Consider the following 19,871-nt stretch of genomic DNA (forward strand, 5'->3'; position numbering starts at 1 on the left):
GGACCTGGTGCCCTGGCGGTCTGGGAGGCCGGGAGGTCTACGTCGGAGCCGGCCGACGCGCGGTGACAAACGCGCCGGCGGAAGCCGTGGGCGCCTCCGACAGCGCCTGGAGGACCTCGCGGGCCACCACCGCGGCGTGCAGGCGCCACATGCGGGTCGGTTCGTCGTCCTGCAGACCGAGCAGTTCCCTGACCCGGTTCATCCGGTAGCCGACCGAGTTGCGGTGGACGTGGATGCGTTCGGCCACCGCGGCCCGGCTCCCGTTGGTCTCCAACCAGGCGGCCAGGGTGACGAACAGGTCGGGCCGTTCGAGCAGCGGCCCGAGCTCGGCGCGGGTGAACGCCTCCAGACGGCTGCGTGGCACCGCGAGCAGCAGGCCGGCCAGGCCCAGCTCCGAGTGCACCAGCGTCATCTCGTCGCCACGGTGGCGCAGCAGGGCCAGCACCGCCTCGGCCTCGCTGAACGAGGATGTCGTCTCGGCGAGGTCGAAGCCGTTGTCGGTGACGACCGGGCCGGCGGCCGCGAGGACGGGGCGGTCCGGCCCGACCATGCCCTGCAGGCGGTCCCGGATGCGGCCGAGCTCGCGCTCGATGTCGCCGGTGAGCACCGTCCAGCCCAGCTCACCGTCGCGCGCGGTGGGCGACTCGATCCAGGTGAGGCCGGTGCCCCAGGCCCGCCCATGCCGGCCGTCGTAGAAGAACAGGGCGGCGGCGTGCGGAACGGTCAGGTCGAGACCGAAGCGCGCGGCGGAGCGCAGCATCTCCTCGTGGCCTCGAGGGGATCCGAAACGGAGCTCGTTCGCCAGTCTGCTGGCGCTTTCCGCCCGCGCGGCGGCCTCCGCGTCCCGCCGCACCGCGACGATCGCCAGTGCGGTCCGCGCGGCGTTGACCAGCGCGTCCAGGCCATCCCGATCACCATCGGCGGCATCCTGGCCAGCGCTGCCGGCTTCCGTTTCCGGGGCCTGCGGGCCGACACCGACCAGGAGCAGCCCGACGTAGCGCGAGCCGGCCTGGACGGTCGCACCCCGTCCGCGCCAGCCGTCCTCGCAGGTCACCTCGGTGAATCCGGGTCGGGTCAGCAGCGCGGTCAGTCCGCCGCTCACCCCGGCGGCTGACCCGGCCGACCCGGCCGTTCCCGGCGGGCCTGCCCAGCCGGCCGTTCCCGCCGTGCCCGGCGGGGTCGCCGCGACGACGTCGCCGTGCACGCCCAGCAGCCGCACCGGGCGACCGGCCGCGGCGGCGAGCCGGCGGACGACCGGACGCCAGTCGCTGCCCGACAGCGCGAGCTCGGTCAGCTCCCGGGCCAGCTCGGCGATGTCCGGCTGAGGCTGGGCCCTACCCGGCGCGGGCCGGGCGATGTCCGGCGCAGGCCACGGACCGCCCTGGGCCTCGGTGGTCCCCTCAGGCGCCACCGTCGTCGCGACGCGGTTGCTGGATGACACCCTGGCGTCACGTCCTCTCGAGCCTGTGTCGGCGGTTGCGGGCTTCCCACCTGCGGGTTCGCAGGTCCACCGGGCAGGATTACACAACGCTGCGGCTGCTCGGAACCGACGTGCGCGGATTGCGCGACGATGCGCCGGAGCGTGCCGGATCAGTCCGCCGCGGCGGCCCCGTCCGGCGTCGCCGCGCCGCCGGCGGGCCGCGACCCGGCGGGAACCGCCCCGCTGTCCCAGTAGTCAACGCGGTGCGCGACCAGTCCGGCCCGCAGGGTGATCAGCCACAGACCGCGAATCCGCAGCGCCCCCTCGGGCATCGACGCCGTCATCAGATACGGGACGGCTACCCTCTCCCCGGCCACGACCGGGTCTGCGTCCGGGACGTACCGCAGCCCGGGGAAGGCCGCGAGGAAGCCGGGCAGGCGCTCCCGGTAGGCGGCCCTCCCGACACATCCCCGGCCCGCCGGCGAGGCGTGCTCGTTGCGGAAGTCCTCGGTCACACAGGCCGCGACGGCGTCCGGATCACCGGCGTTGAGCGCCGCGATGTAGGCCGCGGCCGGCCGGGGCAGGCCGGCCCACGTCGGTCGTTCCCCGCACAGCGCCTGCTCCCCGCCCAGTGTTGAGGTTCCGTCCGTTGGTGGTGCGGATGTCACGACTTCGGGCCCCACAGTTCGCGGACGGTCGAGAAGACCCGCTGGTTGTGGCTGAACTCGATCACGTTGCCGTCCGGGTCGGTGACGGCGCAGATGTAGCCGATCGGGTCGGGCATGTCCCGGGGCTCCCAGTGCAGGCAGCCGGCGTCCCGGGCCCGGTCGGCGGCCTTGTCGACGTCCGCGCGGGTGGGCAGCTCGATGCCGATGTGCGCGAACGGCTTCATGATCCCCTGCTGGCTGCCGCGCGCGTTGTTGAACGCGGCGAGGACCAGCACGAACGGCGTCTCCCACTGCCCGGGGTTGGACAGCCAGGCGTTGCGGCCGTCGGCGTCCTCCCGTTCGGCCACCACGACCAGCGGAGTCATGCTCGTGTAGAAGGCGACGGACGCGTCCAGGTCGCCCGACGGCAGCGCGATGTGGGTCCACCGCGGCTGCGCGAGCCCCGGCCCGCCCGTGACCGCGGCGGCACTGTCACTCTCAGGCCTTGCGCTCTCAGGCCGCGCCGCGCTCTCAGGCCGGGCCGTGCTCTCAGGCCGCGATGTCGTCTCAGGCCGCGCTGCTGTTGTCGCTTCGATCGTCACCCGACGTCACTCCTCATGCTCCGCCCACGTGGCGAGGTGGTGCGTCCACGTGGTCCGCCTGTCGCTGTCGCAGCCGCCCGGCCGTCTGGAAGTCCTACCCGGTTCGGCCGCCGGTGCCACGTCCGCCGGGCACCCGCCGTCGTGCCGCGATGCTAGGAACGGCCCGGTACCCGCACCGATGTGCCAGAAGCACAAAAGATCCGGGCTACCACCCCCGGTCGGCCGGTTCCGCGTTACACGTTCCGGTCGCCGCCGCGACCGGTCTGGCCGGCTAGGCATCCCCGAAGGTCTGAAGAGGTGCTTTTCGCTGATCCCGGGTATACATGGGCAGTGGACAACGGCTCGGCCGCGCCGGACCCGTGGCCAGCGGCGGAGCCGGTAGCGGCGGCGCGGGCGGCTGACGGCTGGCTGCTGCGAGGCCGCTGGATCCTGGCCAGCGAGCCCTCGGCCCCGGCCATGGTCCGCCGGCTGATCAAGGCCGCGCTCGCCGGGGACTCGTGGGCTGACGATCTTCGGCCCGACGTCGCCCTCATCGCGAGCGAGCTGACGGCGAACGCCTGGCTGCATGGCGAACCACCCGTCGAGGCCCGGCTTTTCGCCGCCCAGGAGGCCGTGCGCATCGAGATCAGTGACGGCAGCCCCACTCCCCCGGTGTGCCCGCCGGTCGGTGCGCAGGGGCTGACCGGCCGCGGCCTCGGGCTGGTCGCCGCCCTCGCCACCCGGTGGGGGGTCGACGGCGCCGGCGTCAGCGGCAAGGTCGTCTGGGCGGAGCTGGCCCGCGGGTGCGCCGACTCGGGCACCGCGCCGATCATCGACACCACCATCGACACCGATCCCTCGGCGGCCGGTCGGACCAGCTTCAACGTCAGGCTCGGGGACGTCCCGACGGATCTCCTGCTCGCGGCGAAGAACCATGTCGACGGGCTGGTCCGGGAGTTCACCCTGGCCACCACAGGTGCGCAGGCCGGGTCGAGCGGGCCGCTGCCCACCAGGCTGGCCGAACTGCTGCGGATCGTGACCACCCGCTTCGCCGAGCCCCGCAAGGCGATCAAACGCCAGGCGCTGGCCGCCGCGGCGGCCGGCCTCCCGCGCACCACCCTGGACCTCGCTCTGTCGCCCCGTTCCGCGGTCGCGGGCGAGGCCTACCTCGCGGCGCTGGAGGAGATCGAGAGCTACGCCCGCGCGGCCCGGCTGCTGACCCTGCAGTCACCGCCGCAACATGTCGCCTTCCGCCGCTGGTACGTCCGCGCGCTGGTCGACCAGCTGCGGGCGCTGGAGGGCGGCGGTGGCCCGATCACGACACCGACCTTCGAGCAGTATCTGCTCAACACCCTCGACGCGGAGGTTCTCGCCGGGCGGGCCACCGAACGCGCGGCACGGCTGCAGCGGGTCACCGCCGCGCTGGCCAGCGCGACAACCGCGGAACAGGTGGCGGACGTCGTCGTCTCCGAAAGTGTGACCGCCCTGGCCGCGTCGGGTGGCGTCCTGCTCGTGCCGGCGGATCCCGGCCACGCCGGGCAGCGCGGCGGTCAGGTGCTGATCCCGGGCGCGGTCGGGTACGGCGAGGAGCTGATGGCCCAGCTGCGTGCCGAGCGCCTCGACGACCGGCTGCCCGCCGTGGACGCGCTGCGCAACGGTCGGGCGATCTGGTTGGAGTCCCGGGCCGAGTGCTACCTGCGCTATCCGGATCTGGCCCGGCTGGAGCCGTCGGTGGTGGCCATGTGCTGCCTGCCGCTGGTGGTCACCAGGCAGGTGCTCGGCGCGCTGCGCTTCTCGTTCGACCATTCGCGCCTGTTCGACGCCGACGAGCGGAACTTCGTCGAGGCGCTGGCCGCGCAGACCGCGCTGGCACTGGAAAGAGCCCGCCTGTTCACCGCCGAGCGCCACGCCAGGGAGCGAGCCTCGTTCCTCACCGCCGCGAGCGACCTGTTCGCCTCGACGCTCGACTCCGGCCGGATCCTCGAACGCCTCCTGCGGCTGCTGGTACCGCAGCATTCCGTGGCAGCGGCCAGCTGGCGGATCCCACCGCACGGCATCTCGGCGGCGGTCCCGCTCGACGCCACCGTCGTCACCGCCGCCGCCGGCGGGGCGGACGTCGTCCGGACGCACGGCGTCCCACCACCGGGCCCGGTGGTGGCGGCGGCCGGGCGTGGCACGGTCGTCCGTGAGCCGACCACGGGCACGGTGGCCTTCCCGCTCATCGTCGCCGGGCGCACCGCCGCCGTCGTCGCGTTGGGCCGCGCCGGCTTCGCGGACGGCTCGGCAGGCGGCACCGCGGACGCCACAGCCGACGACGCACCGGGCAGCACGGCGGACGACCCCAGCCTGCCCGACCGCACGCCCGCCAGGCTTCCCGGCGGCACCACCTTCGCGGGCACCGCCTTCGCAGACACCGCTTCCGAGGGCGAGGAGCTGGTCGAGGAGCTCATCCGCCGTGCGAGCGGTGCGTTCGGGAACGCGCTCCAGTTCGAGCGCGAGCGCGAGATCGCGGTGACGCTGCAGCGCAGCCTGCTGCCCCGCCGGCTGCCGCGCGTCGCCGGGCTCACCTTCGCCTGGCGCTACCTGCCGGGCAGCGCGGGTGCGCTGGTCGGCGGCGACTGGTACGACGTTCTCGCCCTGGAGGGCGGCCGGGCCGCGCTCATCATCGGCGACGTCATGGGGCACGGGCTGCACGCCGCCGCGACCATGGGGCAGCTGCGCGCGACCGCGCGGGCCTACGCTCAGGACAGCTTCCGGCCCGCCGCCATCCTCACCGCGCTCGACGCCGCGATGAACCGCCTGGAGCAGGCGAGCATCAGCACAGTGACGACGGCCGTCCTCGACCCGCGCCGCCGGGTGCTCACCGTGGCCTCGGCCGGCCACCTCCCGCCGTTGCTGATCCCGCGCCGGCGGCGGCCCTGGTTCCCGCCCGTGGAGCCGGGGCCGCCGTTGGGTGCCGGCGTCGCGGACTACCCGGAGCTGGAGGTGTCGCTGGAGCCCGGAAGCACCCTGCTGCTGTTCACCGACGGGCTCGTCGAGGACCGTTCCCGGCCCATCGACCAGGGCCTGGAGCTGCTCCGCCGCCACGCGGCGCCCGGCCTGTCGCCCGAACGGCTCTGCGACGGCCTGCTCGCCACCCTCGACCGGACCCACGGCAACGAGGACGATGTGGCGATGCTCGCCGTCAGCCTGACGGACGCCGACTGACCACTGACCGCTGACCACTGGCCCGCAGGCTGGCCGCGGCTTCGCCTCAGGGAGCCAGGATCAGGCGCAGCGGGTTTCCCTCCTTGGTGTGCATGCGCCGGACCGCGACACTCGCCTTGCCCAGCGGCAGGACGTCGGTGATGGAGCGGGAGAAGTCGAGCCGGCCGTGGTCGACCAGGTCGACCAGCCGCGGCACGACGTCGTCGCCGGAGCCGAAGTGCCCCAGGATCCGGTGCTTGCGGTAGCTGAAGGTCGTGCTGTCCCGCAGCGTCAGGGGCCGGCCGGACAGCCCGACGACCACCAGGCGACCCTCCTCCGCGAGCACGCCCAGCACCTGGTCGTAGACCGAGGCGACCCCGGCGAAGTCGAAGGCCGCGTTCAGCCCGGCGCCCTCGGTGAGGAAGAGGATCTGGTCCTTGAGCGTCGGGTCGCGAGGATCGAGGGCGAGATCGGCGCCGAGCTCCAGCGCCCGCGCCCGCGCGCCGGGAACAGGGTCGACCGCGACGATCGGAAAGGCGCACACGGCCCGGAGCAGCTGGATCGCGTGCGAGCCCAGACCGCCCACACCCCACACGCCGGCCGCCTCTCCAGGGCGAACCTGCGCGGTGTTGACGATCGCGCTCCAGGGGGTGGAGACGGCGTCCGGAATGATGGCGGCCTGCTCGAAGGGGATCGAGTCCGGCAGGGCGAAGATCGAGTCGACGCTGGCCAGCGCGTAGTCGGCCCAGCCGCCGTCGTAGTCGACACCGCGGGTGTAGGTCTCGCCGTCCCTGATCTCGCCGGCCTGCAGGACGACCCGCTGGCCGACGGACCATCCGCCGACCTCGGGCCCGAGCTCCGCGATCGTGCCCGCGACCTCGTGCCCGATCGTGACGGTGTCCTCGGCGAGGTGCCGCGGCCGGCCGAGCGAACCGTCGATGAGGTGGACGTCCGACATGCACACCCCGGCCGCCGCGACCTTCACCAGCACCTGCCAGGGCCCGGGCACCGGCCTGGGGACGTCCTCGATCGTCAGGGTGCGGCTGGGGACGTGGAGGCGGGCCGCCCGCATCAGGTCCACGGATATCTTCCTCCGAATCTTCATCGAGGTGGCAGGGTCGAGGTGGCAGGTATGTGCCGTCGCCGGTCGAGTCCGTTCGTCAGAGGCCGTTCACCGCGGCGAACGCATGAATCGCACCCTCTCAACAGACGACAATTCCCCAACAGGACGTAGTGCGGCAACAGGCCATCGGCCCTTCGTGGGACCAGGTACCTGGATGATTTCATCTCCGCCGCCACGCCGGACGCGCAGGTCCCCATCCGCCCCGGCGGTGTGCATCAACGCACCGAACCTTTTTCTCTGGATCAGCTGCCACGACCGGCCCCGGGCATTCTCGTCGCATTGTCCCGCAATCCCGGGGCGCAACCGTGGACCATCGTCCAACTTGTCCGTTTCACCCGTTTTAAACCACTGTTTCGCTGCCCGGACGTCGCCTGGCCACGCGGGCGGCATGTCCCGGTCCGCGGCGACCCAGACCACCTGCGGGCGCCTCGGTCACACCGGCCGGGCGGCGTCGTCGCCCACCGGGCAGGGTTGGGTACCGCCGGCAGGTAGGGTTATCAACTGCAAGAACTCGCCCGCCTCGTGGTGCCGGACCACAGCGGTGCGTTGATCGCGCACCGTACGCGTTGATCGCGCACCGTGCGGATGGACCACCTCGGCCGCCGAAGCGGCCGACGCAGAGAAGGTCGACGAGGGTGGACGAGCCGAGGAGAGCACGCAACCGCGAGCGGGTGGTGCCGCGGGAGAAGCCGCAGCGCATCGCCGACGAGCTCCGGCGGCTCATCATCCAGGGTGAGCTGGCGGACGGCGAGTCCCTCGGGCACGAACCAGACCTGGTCGCCCGCTTCGGTGTCTCCCGCCCGTCGCTGCGCGAGGCACTGCGCATCCTCGAGGCCGAGGGCCTGATCTCGGTCAAGCGCGGTGTCCTCGGAGGCATCGTGGCGCATCGGCCCAACCATCGGATGACCGCCCGCACGGCCGCCCTCGTCCTGCAGGCACGCGACGTCCCGCTGGCGGACGTGTACGAGGCGCGCAGCACGCTCGAACGCTTCGCCGCCCAGATCGTCGCCGGCTCCGACACCCACCAGGAAGCCGCCACCGAGCTGCGCCGGCTGACGGCCGAGCAGCTTGAGGTCATCGACGACCCGGAGCGGTTCGGTCAGGCCAACTCGCAGTTCCACGCCCGGCTGGTCGAACTCGCCGGGAACCAGACGCTGGGCATCGTCGCGGAGATGCTCAACGAGATCGTCGCACGCGCCGTCGCCGCGGTGAGCCACCCGGAGGACGGTGGGGACCCGCTGGAGTCGGAGGAGACGCGCCTGCGCGGCCTTCGTTCCCAGGCCCGTCTCGCGGCACTCGTCGAGGCCGGTGACGCCTCGGGGGCCGAGAGGCACTGGGCGGAGCACATGGCGGTCGTCGGGCGGGTCCTGCTGGCCCATCGCGCGAAGACCGTGATCGACCTGATGCAGCACGAGTACTGAGCCTTCTCCGCGGAGAGGCTCAGTGAGCGCCGGGTCGGTGGCCACGGCCGTTCGCGCGGCCGAGCACGGCTGCGGTCGAGGGAACGCTACGGCGTGCTGTCGGGGGCCCAGAGGATGTTACGGGTCCTCAGCATGGTGACGACACGTTCTCCGTGCTGTTCGAGCAACGCGACGAACGCCGCTTCGGCGCTCGCGCCGTCCCGCGCCTTCACCGCCCGGTAGACAGTGGAGATCCCCTTCTTCTGCGGCGTGATCGTGCCCGGGACGAGCGCGAAGAAGTTCCCCGGCACGATGCCGACCATCAGGCGGCTCATCGCCTTGAGCCGGGACGAGGCCGCCAGTGCGAAGATCTGCCGGAGAAACACCTCGTTCGCGTCGAGCACCACCTCCGGGTCGGTCGCCGCGTGCAGCGCGCGCTCCGCCGTCCGCAACCGGCCGATGCCCTCGTCATCGCCACGCTCGGTCGCACGCGCCGCCGCGAACCCGTAAAGCATGCCGAGGATGCCGTAGTGGTCACGGACCGAGTTCTCGTCCAGACCGTGCACGAAGGCGCCGCGGTGCAGCTCGTTGGTCACCCAGCCCTCACGGTCGAGGACGATGATCGCCTCCCGCACCGGAATCCGGCTCACGCCGAGCTCCTCGGCGATCTCGTCCTGGCGCACGTGATCACCCTGGCGCAGCACGCCCGAGAAAATCAGGTTGCGGATGTGCTCCGCCACCTGGGCACCGCTGCTGCGGCGATCAATCGCCGGGCGGCGGCCGGACACAGGTTCCGCGACAGGCGCCGACGGGACTCGACCATGGGCAGGTATCGGGGGCTCCTTCTCATCATCCGGCGCTGACGCCAGGCACCGGATCTCTCCACGCCGCCCAGCACAAGACTGAGACAGCCTGTCAATCGTATCCAACCTACGCACCGCACCGAGCCAGGCCCGCGCTGGTCAGCGCCGTTCCGCACCGGTCGAAGACAAAGCTGAGGCACGGACGGACACCGGCAGATCCGGTGGAGCGGGACAGGGCGGAAGGACCCGAGGCCGGGCCGGTCACCCGGGTAACCGGTCGGGCCAGGCGAGCGGTGGACCGGCCACACCAACCAGCTCCGCGGTCGCCGAGAAGTCGACCGGAACCTCGATCACATGCACGCCGGGCTTCGCCAGCGCCGCCGCGAGCCGATCACGGTGTTCCTGCGCCGAGCGCAGATCGCCGTCATCACCCCAGATCTCGACCACGATCGTTCCTGGGGCACCAGCCGCCCGGTCAAGCAGTGTGCCGGTCACTCCGGTCGTGGGCAGGGCGTCGACCACGGCTACGGCGGCCCCGCCCGGCCGGGACGCCGCGCCGAGCGCACCGGCCAGCGCCACGCCCGCCGAGCCGACCGGCGGCACCCGGACACTGCCGAGCCGGGTCGTCGGCAGCGCCCGGGCCACCCAGAGCGCCGCATGGCCGGGCTGCGTCCACACGGCGGCGCCGTCCGGCAGCATCTCGGCGATGTCGGCGGCGGCCCGCGCGGGGTTCAGCGGCGCGGCGGTCTGCTGGTAGAGCGGCTGCACGACCGCGGCCAGCTCCCGGTAGAGCCGCGGGCGCTCCCCGCCGGCCTGGACGCCGACCCCGCCCCGCGGGCGCAGCGCGGCCGGGGCGCCCACCAGCTCCTCCGGTGCCAGCTCGAGGATCTGATCCGGCCGCACCCCCGCGGCCCGCAGCAGGGCTGTCGGCCACTCGTCGGCGTCGAGCCCCACGGCGACGACGAGCCCGGACCCGCTGGCGCCGGCGAGCGCCAGGTCGAGTTCCTGCAGGCCACCGGTCCCCAGATGGAAGGGGCTGTCCCAGCGGAACAGGCCTTTGGCCGTGAAGGTGTTCAGCACACCCAGGCCGGTGCGCTCGGCGAAGGCCCGCAACTGCTCGACGGCACCGGACCGGATCACGCCCCGGCCCGCGAGGATGAGATCGACTGGCGGGGCAGCGCTCGCGTCGGCGGAGGTGACGGCGCCCGCACCGGCCGGGAAACGGGCCGCGAGACTGGGGTCGACCCACAGCCGCGGCAAGCCGGGCTGGTCCGCGGGCGCGCCGCCCGTCGCGGATGACGCGGCCGACGCGGGTAGTACGGCCCCTGCGGATGGTACGACCGGCTGGCGTGAGGCGGCCGGGTCGAATCCGAGCCGGACGGCGATCACGCCCAGGCCTCGCCGGCGGGCCTCGGCGACCTCGGCGGCGACGTCCGCCGGTGAGGAGACCGGCGTGAGCCGCGCCGGCGCCGTGACGGGGCGCGACACCAGGGTGAGCACGTCGCCGTCGAGCACCGCCCCGAGGCCGCCGCCCATCGTGCCCTCGGCCTCCGCGACGAGCAGCGCGCTCGGCAGATCGGAAGCATCCAGGCATGCGACCACACCGCCGCCCCCGAGCGACGGCCCGCCAGGCGTGCAGGCCAGGACACCGACACCCAGCCGTGCGAGCAGATCCATCAGTGCCATGCCACCTCCACCGATCGCTGCTAGGATAATTTATACAAAATCAGTGCCGACGGCACACCCAGTCCGGGACGCCGGGCAGGCGCCGGGGGCACCGGCGAACTCCAGCCAGGGGAGGAACCACGATCAACAGGACGTCACAGATCCTGCCACCCTTCCTCCCGATCCGCCCGGCTCGGCTGCCGGCCGATCCGCAGCGGTGACAGCGGAGCATCCCGCATGAGGAACCTGTGTCGCGACTCGCTGGCATCCAGCAGCCGGCGGTGCCATCGGCCCGCGCCCGAGCTCCGGTCCAGCGTGGCCTTTTCGAGGTCGGCCCACGCCGCCCAGCTCGGAATAGCCCAGAGCAGCACGCATTCGGCGTCATCCGCCATGGCCGTGTGGAATGCACCGACCAGCTGCCACCCATGTTCGGTATAACGCGGAATCGCCTCCTCCGCGACCACGGAGAGGAATTCCGGTGCAGTACCCCGCGGCACCCTGATCATTTCATGCGCGTACAGATCGCCGCGCACACCGTCGGCACAGAGCTCGGAAATGGTGCGGGTCCAGGGGGCCGGAACGAGGATCCGGTCGAATCCGCCGCTGCGGTACTCGGCCGCCTCCAGCCACCATTTCTCGAGCTTCGGGTCCTGGAACGTGGCGCTGGAGGTCTCATGCTGCAGGCCGGCGGCCAGCCCGTCGAAGCCGTCCTCCTCCCACAGGTTCACGACCTGCGGCCACCGCCCCGTCGTGCCGACGACGCCCCAGACCCCGTAGCAGAGCTGATTACGCTCCTCCTGCGCGATCGGGCTCCAGTTCGCCGTCATGTGGTGGACGTAGCGGGCCCGGTTCGTACCCTTGATATCAATGAACTCGTGCGTGTAGACCTTGGTATTCACGGATCACGCCCTCCCGGCCTCCCGAACGGGGCCAAAGCATGCATCAGACGGTTCCGACAGAATAACTGGTGTCGTGTTCTGATGGCTAGTACCGTTTTCGTGATAACCATCGGCCACCTTGGCCGTCCGGCGACACCGAACATTCGGGAGGTTCGATGACCTCGTCGTTCAGCACGGAACTCGAAGAACTACGCTCGGCGGTCCGGTCGTTCCTCGACGACACCACCGGGGAGAGCGCGGTCCGGGCGTACCTGGGGGCCACCGGGGAATTCGACCGCACCGCGTGGTCGGTCCTGGCCGAGCAGCTCGGCCTGCTCGGGCTCGCCATTCCGGAGGAGTACGGCGGCGCCGACCACGGCTTCACCGAACTGGCGGTGGTGTTCGAGGAGATGGGCCGGGTCCTGTACGGCGGCCCGTTCCTGGCCACCGTCGCGGCGGGCCAGGCGATCCTGCTCGTCGGGGACGCCGCGGCCAGCGCGGACCTGCTGCCCGCGATCGCCTCCGGCCAGACCGTGGCCACCCTCGCCGTCGCCGAGCGCGACGGGCGCTGGGAGGAGGCCTCCGTCCAGACCCGCGCGACCCGCACCGGTGACGGTGCCGGTGATGGCGGTGCCGGCTGGCGCCTCGACGGCACCAAGATGTTCGTGCTCGACGGCTGCGCCGCGGACCTGATCCTCGTCGCCGCGCGCACCGACCGCGGTGTCGGCCTGTTCGCCGTCGACGGCACGACCGCCGGCACAGCCGGTGGGTCGCGGCGCACCCCGCTGGCGACCCTCGACCAGACCCGGAAGCAGGCCCGAATCGACCTGGACGGAGTCGAGGCCCGGCTGATCGGCGCCGAGGGAGCCGGGTGGGCCGCGGTCGAGGGCACCTACCAGCGTGTTCTGGTCGCGCTCGCGGCGGAGCAGGTCGGCGGCGCGGCCCGGGCCCTGGACATGGCGGTGGACTACGCCCGCTCCCGGTTCCAGTTCGGCCGGCCCGTCGGCTCCTTCCAGTCGATCAAGCACAAGTGCGCGGACGTCCTGATCGAGGTCGAGTCGGCCCGTTCGGCCGCCTACGCGGCCGCGGCGGCCGCCGCGACCGACGACCCGGAGCTGCCGCTGCTGGCGAGCCTCGCGGCCGCCTACTGCACGGAAGCCCACCTGCACGCCGCGTCGGAGAACATCCAGATCCACGGGGGTATCGGTTTCACCTGGGAGCACCCGGCCCACCTGTACTTCAAGCGGGCGTCCAGTGCGCGGTTGATGTTCGGGGACCCGACCTACCACCGGGAGCGGGTCGCCCAGCTCATCCCCGAGTGAGCAGACTCCCCGTGTGAGCGGACGGCACGCCGCCGCGTTGGTGAAGCTCACGCTCCACCAACGCGGCGCAACCCCTGATCCCGGCAGGGCGACCCCGAAGATCTGAGGATCTGGGTCGTTCCAGCAACCAGGATCCGCAGATCTTGCTCGGCGGCAGCGGCGACCCGACGCGCCAGACGGCGGCTAGGCGGCGGCTAGGCGGGGATGCGCTCGAAGATCGCGGTGATGCCCTGCCCGCCGCCGATGCACAGGGTTTCCAGCCCGTACCGGACCTCCCGGCGGTGCATCTCGTGCAGCAGCGTCGCGAGGATCCGCCCGCCGGTCGCGGCGACCGGGTGGCCGAGCGAGATCCCGGAGCCGTTCACGTTGAAACGGTCCCAGTCCGCGGCGCCGAACCCCCACTCGCGGGTGCAGGCCAGCACCTGCGCCGCGAAGGCCTCGTTCAGCTCGATCAGATCGATGTCCGAGAGCTTCAGGCCGGCGCGCTCCAGCGCCCTGGCGGTCGCCGGCACCGGTCCGATGCCCATCCGCGACGGTTCCACGCCGGCGACGGCCCAGCTCACCAGGCGGGCCAGCGGACGCAGCCCAAGCCGCTGCGCCGCCTCCGGATGCGTCACCACACACGCCGACGCCCCGTCGTTCTGCCCGCTGGAGTTCCCGGCGGTGACGGTCGACTCCGGGTCGGTGCGGCCCATCACCGGCCGCAGCCGGGCGAGTGACTCGAGGGTGGTGTCCGCGCGAGGATGCTCGTCGGTGTCCACCACCGTCGCTCCGCCGCGCTTCGGCACGGAGACGGGGATGATCTCCTCGGCGAACCGGCCCGCGGCCTGCGCGGCAACGGCCCGCTGGTGCGAGCGCAAGGCGAACTCGTCCTGCTCGGCACGCGGGATCCCGTACTCGCGCCGCAGGTTCTCCGCCGTCTCGATCATCCCGCCGGGTACCGGGTGGTTCTCGCCACCGGCGGTGACCCGCCCGCGGGCGAGCGCGTCGTGCAGGGTCAGGTTGCCGCCGCGCGCGCCCCACCGCAGCTCGGTGGAGTAGAAGGCCGCGTTGCTCATGCTCTCCGCGCCGCCGGCGATGACCACCTCGGCGACGCCGGTCTGCACCTGCATCGCGGCCAGGGCCATCGCCTGGACCCCCGATCCGCATCTGCGGTCGAGCTGCAGGCCGGGGACGGTGATGTCCAGGCCGGCGTCCAGCGCGACGACACGACCCAGTGCCGGGGCCTCCATCGTCGGGTAGCAGGAGCCGAACACCACGTCGTCGACGTCCGCCGAGCCCAGACCCGTCCGCTCCAGCAGCCCGCGCACGACCGCCGCGCCGAGCGCGTGCGCATTCAGCGGCTGCAGCGCCCCGCCGTAGCGGCCGACCGCGGTTCGGACCGGCTCGCAGATCACCGCTTCACGCATCACACACCATCCCGATCACTCACGCCGCCGTCCATCCGCCGTCCATTCCGCTGACCTGCCCGCCCGTATGCCCGCGCCCGGGGGCGCGTTCGCGGGCCGTCCGGGCTATTCACCCACGGGCGGGGTCTGCGGCGCGAGTTCCACCCAGCGCGGCTCGCGCTTCTCCACGAAGGCCTGCGGGCCCTCCGTCTGGTCAGGATGCCCCCATACGGAGACCAGCTCGTCGGCGCCGTTGCGGCAGGCGTCGGTCAGGCCGCTCTCCAGCGCGCCCCACAGTGCCCGTTTCGTCGCCGCCATCGCGGCGGGCGAGTTACGCGCGATGGTCTCGGCCAGCTCACCGGCCCGCTCCCGCAGCCGTTCCGGCTCGACGAGCTCGCTGACCATGCCGAGCTCGTAGGCCCGCTGCGCCGACATCCGCTCGAACCGCCCGACCAGCGCCATCCGCATCACCGGCTCGAACGGCATCTTGCGCAGCAGCGCGATGTTCTCGAACGCCACCACCTGGCCGGCTGACACGTGCGGGTCGAAGAACTGCGCGTCGGACGACGCCAGCACGATGTCGGCGTCCGCCACGAAGTGGAACCCACCCCCGGCGCACAGGCCGTTCACGGCGGCGATCACCGGCTTGCGCACCTTCTGGTGCCAGGCGGTGAAGTGCAGGTCCAGCTTCTCCACGGACTCGCGGTAGCGCTCCATGCCCAGCCCGTCGGTGGCGAGCTCGGTCATGTCCACGCCGGTCTGGAACGCCCGTCCCTCACCGGTGTGGACGATCACCTTGACCGCCGGGTCGGCGTCGAGCTCGGTCCACGCCGTGGCGAACTCGTCCCGCATCCGGCTGCTCATCGCGTTCAGCTGGCGCGGCCGGTTGTTGATCAACCAGCCGACCGGTCCCCGGCGCTCCACAATCAGGGTCTCGTAGGACGAATAGCTCACCGATGTGCCTCTCTCACGGGCGGTCCGGGCTCGGCCCACCGCGGCTCACGTCGCTCGGCGAAGGCCGCTGGGCCTTCCAGCTGGTCGGGATGGCCCCACATGCCCATCAGCTCGGCCGCGCCGGTGACGCAGGCGTCGGACAGGCCGGACTCCAGCGCGCCCCACAGCGCCCGTTTGGTCGCCGCCATCGCGGCGGGCGAGTTGCGGGCGATGGTCTCGGCGAGCTCCTGCGCCCGCTCCCGCAGCCGTTCGGGCGGATCGACGATCTCGCTGATCATGCCGAGCTGGTAGGCGCGGGCGGCACCGACCCGCTCGTGCCGGCCGGCCAGCGCCATCCGGGCGATCGTCTCCGCGGCCATCCGCCGGCTCAGCGCGATCCCCTCGAACGCCGTCGCCTGCCCGACCGACACATGCGGGTCGGTGAACTCGGCGTCGGCGGCGGCGATGACGATGTCGGCGTCGGCGACGAAGTGCAGACCGCCGCCGGCGCACAGCCCGTTCACCGCGGCGATGACGGGCTTCGCGACCTTCGTGTGCCACGCGGTGATCTTCAGCTCCGCTCGGCGGGTCTGGCGCGAGTGCTCCCGCAGCGCCGCCGGGTCACGGCTCAGCTGGACCACGTCGAGTCCGGTCTGGAACCGCTCACCGGCGCCGGTGTTGACGATGACCCGGACCGCCGGATCCGCATCCAGCTCGGCCCAGGCCGCCGGCAGCGCCGAGAGCATGGCGGCGTCCATGGCGTTGCCGACCTCGGGCCGGTCGAACACGAGCCAGCCCACCGGCCCGTGCCGCTCCACCAGCAGCCCCGACGACACCCGTCAGCTCCGGGGGACGTCGCGCCAGGGCTTGCCCTGGTACGGGTCGGGCTCGCGGGGCAGGCCGAGCACACGCTCGGCGAGGATGTTCTTGTTCACCTCGGTGGTGCCTCCCTCGATGGTGTTCGCGCGGCTGCGGAGCATGCCCCGCACCTCGTGGATGAGCGACTCCGCGTACCGGGCGGCGACCGCATCGGCAGCGGTGCCAGCGCCAGCACCAGCTCCGGCGCCGTTGTCGGCATGGGCGGCGGTGCCGGCGGACGCCGTCTGGCCGGCGTCGGCCACCGGGCTCTCCCAGGCCGCGCCGGACGCCCCGAGGATCTCGACGGCGAGTGCCTGCATGCGCTGGTTGAGCGTGCCCTGCTGGACCTTGCCGATCGAGCTCTCCGCCCCCGGCGGCAGGCCGGCCCGCAGCCGCTGGCGCACCCGCTCGTTCGTCCAGCCCCGGATCCGTTCCTCGGTGTAGAGCTTCACGATCTCCTGGCGCGTCACCGGGTCGTCCCAGCCACCTGGCAGTCCCTGCGCGCTGACCCGGCGGGCCAGGCGGATCAGGCTGGCGATACCCGAGCCGCCGATGCGATCCACGCCGCCCGACCCCGCGCCCGACACCATCTGCCGCTCACCGGACAGCGTCGCGCCCGCCACCCGCCAGCCGTCGCCGACCCGGCCGATCCGCTGGCTGTCGGGAACGACGGCCTCGTCCAGGAAGACCTCGCAGAAGTCGACCTCGCCGGTGATGTGCCGCAGCGGGCGGACGTCCACCCCCGGCTGGTGCATGTCCAGCAGGAAGTAGGTGATCCCGGCCCGCTTGGGGACGTCCGGATCGGTGCGGGCCAGCAGCACGCCGTAGTCGGCGCGGAAGCCCCAGGTCGTCCAGACCTTCTGGCCGGTGATGATCCACGAGTCACCCTCGCGGACCGCCCTGGTCGCAAGCGACGCGAGGTCGGAGCCGGCGCCGGGCTCGGAGAACAGCTGGCACCAGAACTCCTCGTTGCGCACGATCGGCGGCAGGAAGCGCAGCCGCTGCTCCTCGGTGCCGTGCGCGAACAGGGCCGGTGCCGCGTTCGACAGGCCGAGCGGGTTGAGCCGGCCCAGGTTGAACGGACGCAGCTCCGCGTCGACGACGCGGGCGAGGTCGGGCGCCAGGCCCAGCCCGCCGTAGGCCGGCTCCCAGGTCGGCACGACCAGCCCGGACCGGCCGAACACCGGGTACCACCGCTCGTACTCGTCCCGCGAGCGCACCAGTCGGATCGCCGCGGCGCCGCCGCGGCGCCCGGCCTCCTGCCAGGCGGCCGGGACATGCTCGGCCACCCACGCCTGGACGGCGGCGCGGACCTGCTCCGCGTCCGGCGACGGCGGGAGCTCCAGCCGCCCGCCCGCGCCCGTGGACGTCCGCGGGCCCTCCACCATCTCGTGCTCCTTCACCATCGGAAATGCTCGGGTGCTCGGGTGCTCAGGTGCTCAGGTGCTCGGGTCTGGTCCGGTGCCTAGCGGCCGCTGAAGCGCGGGCGCCGCTTCTCCCGGAAGGCGCCGAGCCCCTCCCGGAAGTCCTCGCTGCGCGATGACAGCTCCAGCGCGAACGCCTCGTTGCGCAGCTGGTCGTCCAGCTCGGCGGTGGCACCGGCGGCCAGCAGCCACTTGGTGAGCCCGACCGCGACCGTCGCGGCTCCCGCAAGCTCGGCCACGATCTCCTCGACGGCGCCGTCCAGCTCGGTGGCCGGGACGGCCCGGTCGACCAGGCCCCACCGCGCCGCGTCCGCGCCGGTGACCTTCTCGCCGAGCAGCAGCATCCGCCGGGCCCGGACCTCCCCGACGCGGCGTTGCAGCAGCCAGCTCAGGCCGCTGTCCGGGGTGAAGCCACGATCCGCGAACGGCGCCCAGAAGGTGGCGTCGGCCGTGGTCACGGTGATGTCCGCGGCGCAGGCGAGGGCCAGGCCGATCCCGGCGGCCCAGCCCCGCACGGCGCAGACGACCGGCGTCTGCACCGTCTGGACCAGCGGGATGAGCCGGTGGGCGGTGGTCGGCAGCCGCCGCTGGATGCTGCCCGCCCGCGGCCGGACCGCCGCACCGCCGTTGCCGTTGGCGCTGGCGCTGGGCTTCGCGTTGCGGGCGATGATGTCCGCGCCGCCGCAGAAGTGCTCCCCGGCGCCGGACAGCACGATCACCCGCACGGATTCGTCCTGGCCGGCCGCCTCGATCTCGTCGATGAGCTGGCGCATCATGGCGTCGTCGATCGCGTTGCGCTTGTCCGGCCGGTTCAGCCGCAGACGCAGCACCCCGCCCTCGGCGCTGACCTCCAGCCCGCCGGCGGTGCCGCTCATTCGGCGAACCGGTCGATGATGGCGTCGAGCGTCTCGGTGAGGGTGGTGGCGCCACCGGGCGGGTCGGGCAGGACCACCGGCCCGCGCTCACGGCTGGGCAGCAGGATGGTCGCCGACCCCGGGGTGGTCACGGCGCCGCGCTGGTTCGTCGCGGTCAGCTCGACGTCGACGGCGGGGCGGTCACCCTCGGCGAGATAGCGCCGGGTCACCGTCCCGCGCAGCCACTGGGTGTCGCCGACGTAGTTGAACGCCCGGAACTCGCAGCGCAGCTTCCACAGCCATGCGTCGTCGCCCATCCAGTCCGTGCACAGGTGGATGAGCCAGGTCTCGCGCATCCGGCCGTAGTCGAAGGTGGTCGGGTTGCCGGAGCGCCGGGCGTACTCGGGATCCCAGTGGACGCGCTGCAGCACGTCGGGGATGTTCAGCTCGTCGCGATGGTAGAAGCCCGGGATGCGCTTGCGGTTCGCCACCGCGAGCCGCAGCGGAACCACCCCGTAGAGGCCCATGCCCATGCCGACGTGCCAGCAGACGATGTCGGTGACGGTGAGCGGGCCCTTCACCATGGGGCCGAGCTCGTCCCCGACGGCGACGTCCTCCCAGTAGCGCGCCAGCGCCCCGCGGCGGGTCTCGGCGGCCGCGGCCTGCTCGATCTCGGCGATCTGGGCGTCGGTGTACGGCGCCGGCTCGATCGCGGTGTACTTGCCACGCGCGCGGGCCTTCGAGCGCTCGGTACGGATCATCATCTTGTACTGCCCCGACAGCGGCCCGCCCGCGGCGTCGGCGAAGACCTGACCGGTCCACTCGTGGATGGCCCGCCCGGCGAACTCGCTGACCTTGTCGTGCACGCCGACCAGGGCGTTGCGCCGGCGCACCCGGCTGCCGGGCCGCAGCGGAGCCCACCATTCACGCACACTGGCGGAGTAGAAGGCGTGGACGCCGCGCAGCGGGTCGCCCTTCATCAGGTCGCGCTGGTCGGCGGGCACCTCGACGACCTCGTCCTCACCGATCAGCGTGTCCCCGCCGACCAGGGGCGGCGGGGCGATCAGGCCCTGCCAGCGGGTGCCGGCCGCGTAGTCCTCCTCGGCGTAGAGGGGGTTGTCGTCGCCGTAGGCGGTCGCGACATGCCGGAAGGCGTCCGCGCCGGGCAGGCGGTAGTGCGGCGGCCTCGGGTTCGGCTCGGGCACACCGATACGCGCGCGCAGGCGGGCGACACCCTCGTCGGTGATCACCCCGCGCGGGCGCCGCGGTGCCGGCTCCGCCGGCGCCGCACCGGTTGCGGCGTCGGCCTCGGCGTCGGCCCGGGGCTCGCCCTGGGGCTCGGCCTGGGGCTCGGATTCGGGGCTGGGACTGGTCGCCATCTGCCAAGAC

General features: G+C 72.9%; 16 protein-coding genes. 3 read left to right on the plus strand and 13 right to left on the minus strand.

The window, feature by feature from the left end; genetic code table 11:
* Nucleotides 1–37: 37 nt before the first annotated feature.
* The 3 genes from FREUN1FDRAFT_RS46495 to FREUN1FDRAFT_RS18945 form a co-directional block, all read right to left on the minus strand.
* Entirely contained in the window at nucleotides 38–1,441 is a 1,404-nt protein-coding gene (locus FREUN1FDRAFT_RS46495) for a helix-turn-helix domain-containing protein (protein ID WP_006541749.1), read from the minus strand.
* 149 nt (nucleotides 1,442–1,590) lie between these two features.
* Nucleotides 1,591–2,088, minus strand: a complete 498-nt coding sequence (locus tag FREUN1FDRAFT_RS18940; RefSeq protein ID WP_006541750.1) for a nuclear transport factor 2 family protein — start codon at nucleotides 2,086–2,088, stop codon at nucleotides 1,591–1,593.
* Nucleotides 2,085–2,669 carry a VOC family protein gene (locus FREUN1FDRAFT_RS18945; RefSeq protein WP_006541751.1) on the minus strand — a complete coding sequence of 195 codons (585 nt, stop codon included), beginning with the start codon at nucleotides 2,667–2,669 and terminating at the stop codon, nucleotides 2,085–2,087. The genes FREUN1FDRAFT_RS18940 and FREUN1FDRAFT_RS18945 overlap by 4 nt, the downstream gene beginning before the upstream one ends.
* A gap of 330 nt (nucleotides 2,670–2,999) precedes the next feature.
* On the opposite strand from FREUN1FDRAFT_RS18945, the gene FREUN1FDRAFT_RS18950 reads away from it, so the two are divergent.
* The gene (locus FREUN1FDRAFT_RS18950; protein WP_232295280.1) at nucleotides 3,000–5,855 is read left to right on the plus strand and encodes an ATP-binding SpoIIE family protein phosphatase; all 2,856 of its coding nucleotides are present in this window, start codon (nucleotides 3,000–3,002) and stop codon (nucleotides 5,853–5,855) included.
* A gap of 46 nt (nucleotides 5,856–5,901) precedes the next feature.
* Here the strand turns inward: FREUN1FDRAFT_RS18950 and FREUN1FDRAFT_RS18955 are convergent, their stop codons facing one another.
* On the minus strand, nucleotides 5,902–6,915 hold the full coding sequence (locus FREUN1FDRAFT_RS18955; protein ID WP_006541753.1) for a zinc-binding dehydrogenase: 1,014 nt from the start codon (nucleotides 6,913–6,915) through the stop codon (nucleotides 5,902–5,904).
* Between the two features lie 677 nt (nucleotides 6,916–7,592).
* On the opposite strand from FREUN1FDRAFT_RS18955, the gene FREUN1FDRAFT_RS18960 reads away from it, so the two are divergent.
* Nucleotides 7,593–8,378, plus strand: coding sequence for a FadR/GntR family transcriptional regulator (locus FREUN1FDRAFT_RS18960; protein WP_006541754.1), 786 nt, complete (start codon nucleotides 7,593–7,595; stop codon nucleotides 8,376–8,378).
* An 86-nt stretch (nucleotides 8,379–8,464) separates the two neighbouring features.
* Here the strand turns inward: FREUN1FDRAFT_RS18960 and FREUN1FDRAFT_RS18965 are convergent, their stop codons facing one another.
* The 3 genes from FREUN1FDRAFT_RS18965 to FREUN1FDRAFT_RS18975 form a co-directional block, all read right to left on the minus strand.
* The gene (locus FREUN1FDRAFT_RS18965; RefSeq protein WP_006541755.1) at nucleotides 8,465–9,097 is read right to left on the minus strand and encodes a GntR family transcriptional regulator; all 633 of its coding nucleotides are present in this window, start codon (nucleotides 9,095–9,097) and stop codon (nucleotides 8,465–8,467) included.
* A gap of 324 nt (nucleotides 9,098–9,421) precedes the next feature.
* The gene (locus tag FREUN1FDRAFT_RS39930) at nucleotides 9,422–10,846 is read right to left on the minus strand and encodes a thiamine pyrophosphate protein central region (RefSeq protein WP_006541756.1); all 1,425 of its coding nucleotides are present in this window, start codon (nucleotides 10,844–10,846) and stop codon (nucleotides 9,422–9,424) included.
* A gap of 134 nt (nucleotides 10,847–10,980) precedes the next feature.
* Entirely contained in the window at nucleotides 10,981–11,724 is a 744-nt protein-coding gene (locus FREUN1FDRAFT_RS18975) for an NIPSNAP family protein (RefSeq protein WP_006541757.1), read from the minus strand.
* 155 nt (nucleotides 11,725–11,879) lie between these two features.
* Between FREUN1FDRAFT_RS18975 and FREUN1FDRAFT_RS18980 the strand changes: the two genes are divergently transcribed.
* Nucleotides 11,880–13,025 carry an acyl-CoA dehydrogenase family protein gene (locus FREUN1FDRAFT_RS18980; protein WP_006541758.1) on the plus strand — a complete coding sequence of 382 codons (1,146 nt, stop codon included), beginning with the start codon at nucleotides 11,880–11,882 and terminating at the stop codon, nucleotides 13,023–13,025.
* Nucleotides 13,026–13,219: 194 nt separating this feature from the next.
* Here FREUN1FDRAFT_RS18980 and FREUN1FDRAFT_RS18985 read toward each other — a convergent pair whose 3' ends face one another.
* The 6 genes from FREUN1FDRAFT_RS18985 to FREUN1FDRAFT_RS19010 all read right to left on the minus strand — a co-directional run bounded on the left by FREUN1FDRAFT_RS18985 (nucleotide 13,220) and on the right by FREUN1FDRAFT_RS19010 (nucleotide 19,861).
* The gene (locus FREUN1FDRAFT_RS18985) at nucleotides 13,220–14,434 is read right to left on the minus strand and encodes an acetyl-CoA C-acetyltransferase (RefSeq protein WP_006541759.1); all 1,215 of its coding nucleotides are present in this window, start codon (nucleotides 14,432–14,434) and stop codon (nucleotides 13,220–13,222) included.
* Between the two features lie 105 nt (nucleotides 14,435–14,539).
* Entirely contained in the window at nucleotides 14,540–15,367 is an 828-nt protein-coding gene (locus FREUN1FDRAFT_RS18990) for an enoyl-CoA hydratase/isomerase family protein (protein WP_006541760.1), read from the minus strand.
* Nucleotides 15,364–16,182: an enoyl-CoA hydratase/isomerase family protein gene (locus FREUN1FDRAFT_RS18995; RefSeq protein ID WP_006541761.1), complete on the minus strand. Its 819-nt coding sequence runs from the start codon at nucleotides 16,180–16,182 to the stop codon at nucleotides 15,364–15,366. The genes FREUN1FDRAFT_RS18990 and FREUN1FDRAFT_RS18995 overlap by 4 nt, the downstream gene beginning before the upstream one ends.
* A 3-nt stretch (nucleotides 16,183–16,185) precedes the next feature.
* The gene (locus FREUN1FDRAFT_RS19000; protein WP_006541762.1) at nucleotides 16,186–17,592 is read right to left on the minus strand and encodes an acyl-CoA dehydrogenase family protein; all 1,407 of its coding nucleotides are present in this window, start codon (nucleotides 17,590–17,592) and stop codon (nucleotides 16,186–16,188) included.
* Between the two features lie 77 nt (nucleotides 17,593–17,669).
* The gene (locus FREUN1FDRAFT_RS19005) at nucleotides 17,670–18,503 is read right to left on the minus strand and encodes an enoyl-CoA hydratase/isomerase family protein (RefSeq protein WP_006541763.1); all 834 of its coding nucleotides are present in this window, start codon (nucleotides 18,501–18,503) and stop codon (nucleotides 17,670–17,672) included.
* Entirely contained in the window at nucleotides 18,500–19,861 is a 1,362-nt protein-coding gene (locus tag FREUN1FDRAFT_RS19010; RefSeq protein ID WP_006541764.1) for a MaoC family dehydratase N-terminal domain-containing protein, read from the minus strand. Before FREUN1FDRAFT_RS19010 ends, FREUN1FDRAFT_RS19005 begins: the two co-directional genes overlap by 4 nt.
* Between the last annotated feature and the right edge of the window lie 10 nt (nucleotides 19,862–19,871).

The organism is Parafrankia sp. EUN1f (genome assembly GCF_000177675.1).
Classification (GTDB): Bacteria; Actinomycetota; Actinomycetes; order Frankiales; family Frankiaceae; genus Parafrankia.

Excerpts from the sequence above, each read along its gene's own strand:
- FREUN1FDRAFT_RS39930 (WP_006541756.1), bottom strand. The coding sequence starts at position 10,846 with ATGGCACTGATGGATCTGCTCGCACGGCTGGGTGTCGGTGTCCTGGCC.
- FREUN1FDRAFT_RS18980 (WP_006541758.1), top strand. The coding sequence starts at position 11,880 with ATGACCTCGTCGTTCAGCACGGAACTCGAAGAACTACGCTCGGCGGTC.
- FREUN1FDRAFT_RS19005 (WP_006541763.1), bottom strand. The coding sequence starts at position 18,503 with ATGAGCGGCACCGCCGGCGGGCTGGAGGTCAGCGCCGAGGGCGGGGTG.
- FREUN1FDRAFT_RS18985 (WP_006541759.1), bottom strand. The coding sequence starts at position 14,434 with ATGCGTGAAGCGGTGATCTGCGAGCCGGTCCGAACCGCGGTCGGCCGC.
- FREUN1FDRAFT_RS19000 (WP_006541762.1), bottom strand. The coding sequence starts at position 17,592 with ATGGTGGAGGGCCCGCGGACGTCCACGGGCGCGGGCGGGCGGCTGGAG.
- FREUN1FDRAFT_RS19010 (WP_006541764.1), bottom strand. The coding sequence starts at position 19,861 with ATGGCGACCAGTCCCAGCCCCGAATCCGAGCCCCAGGCCGAGCCCCAG.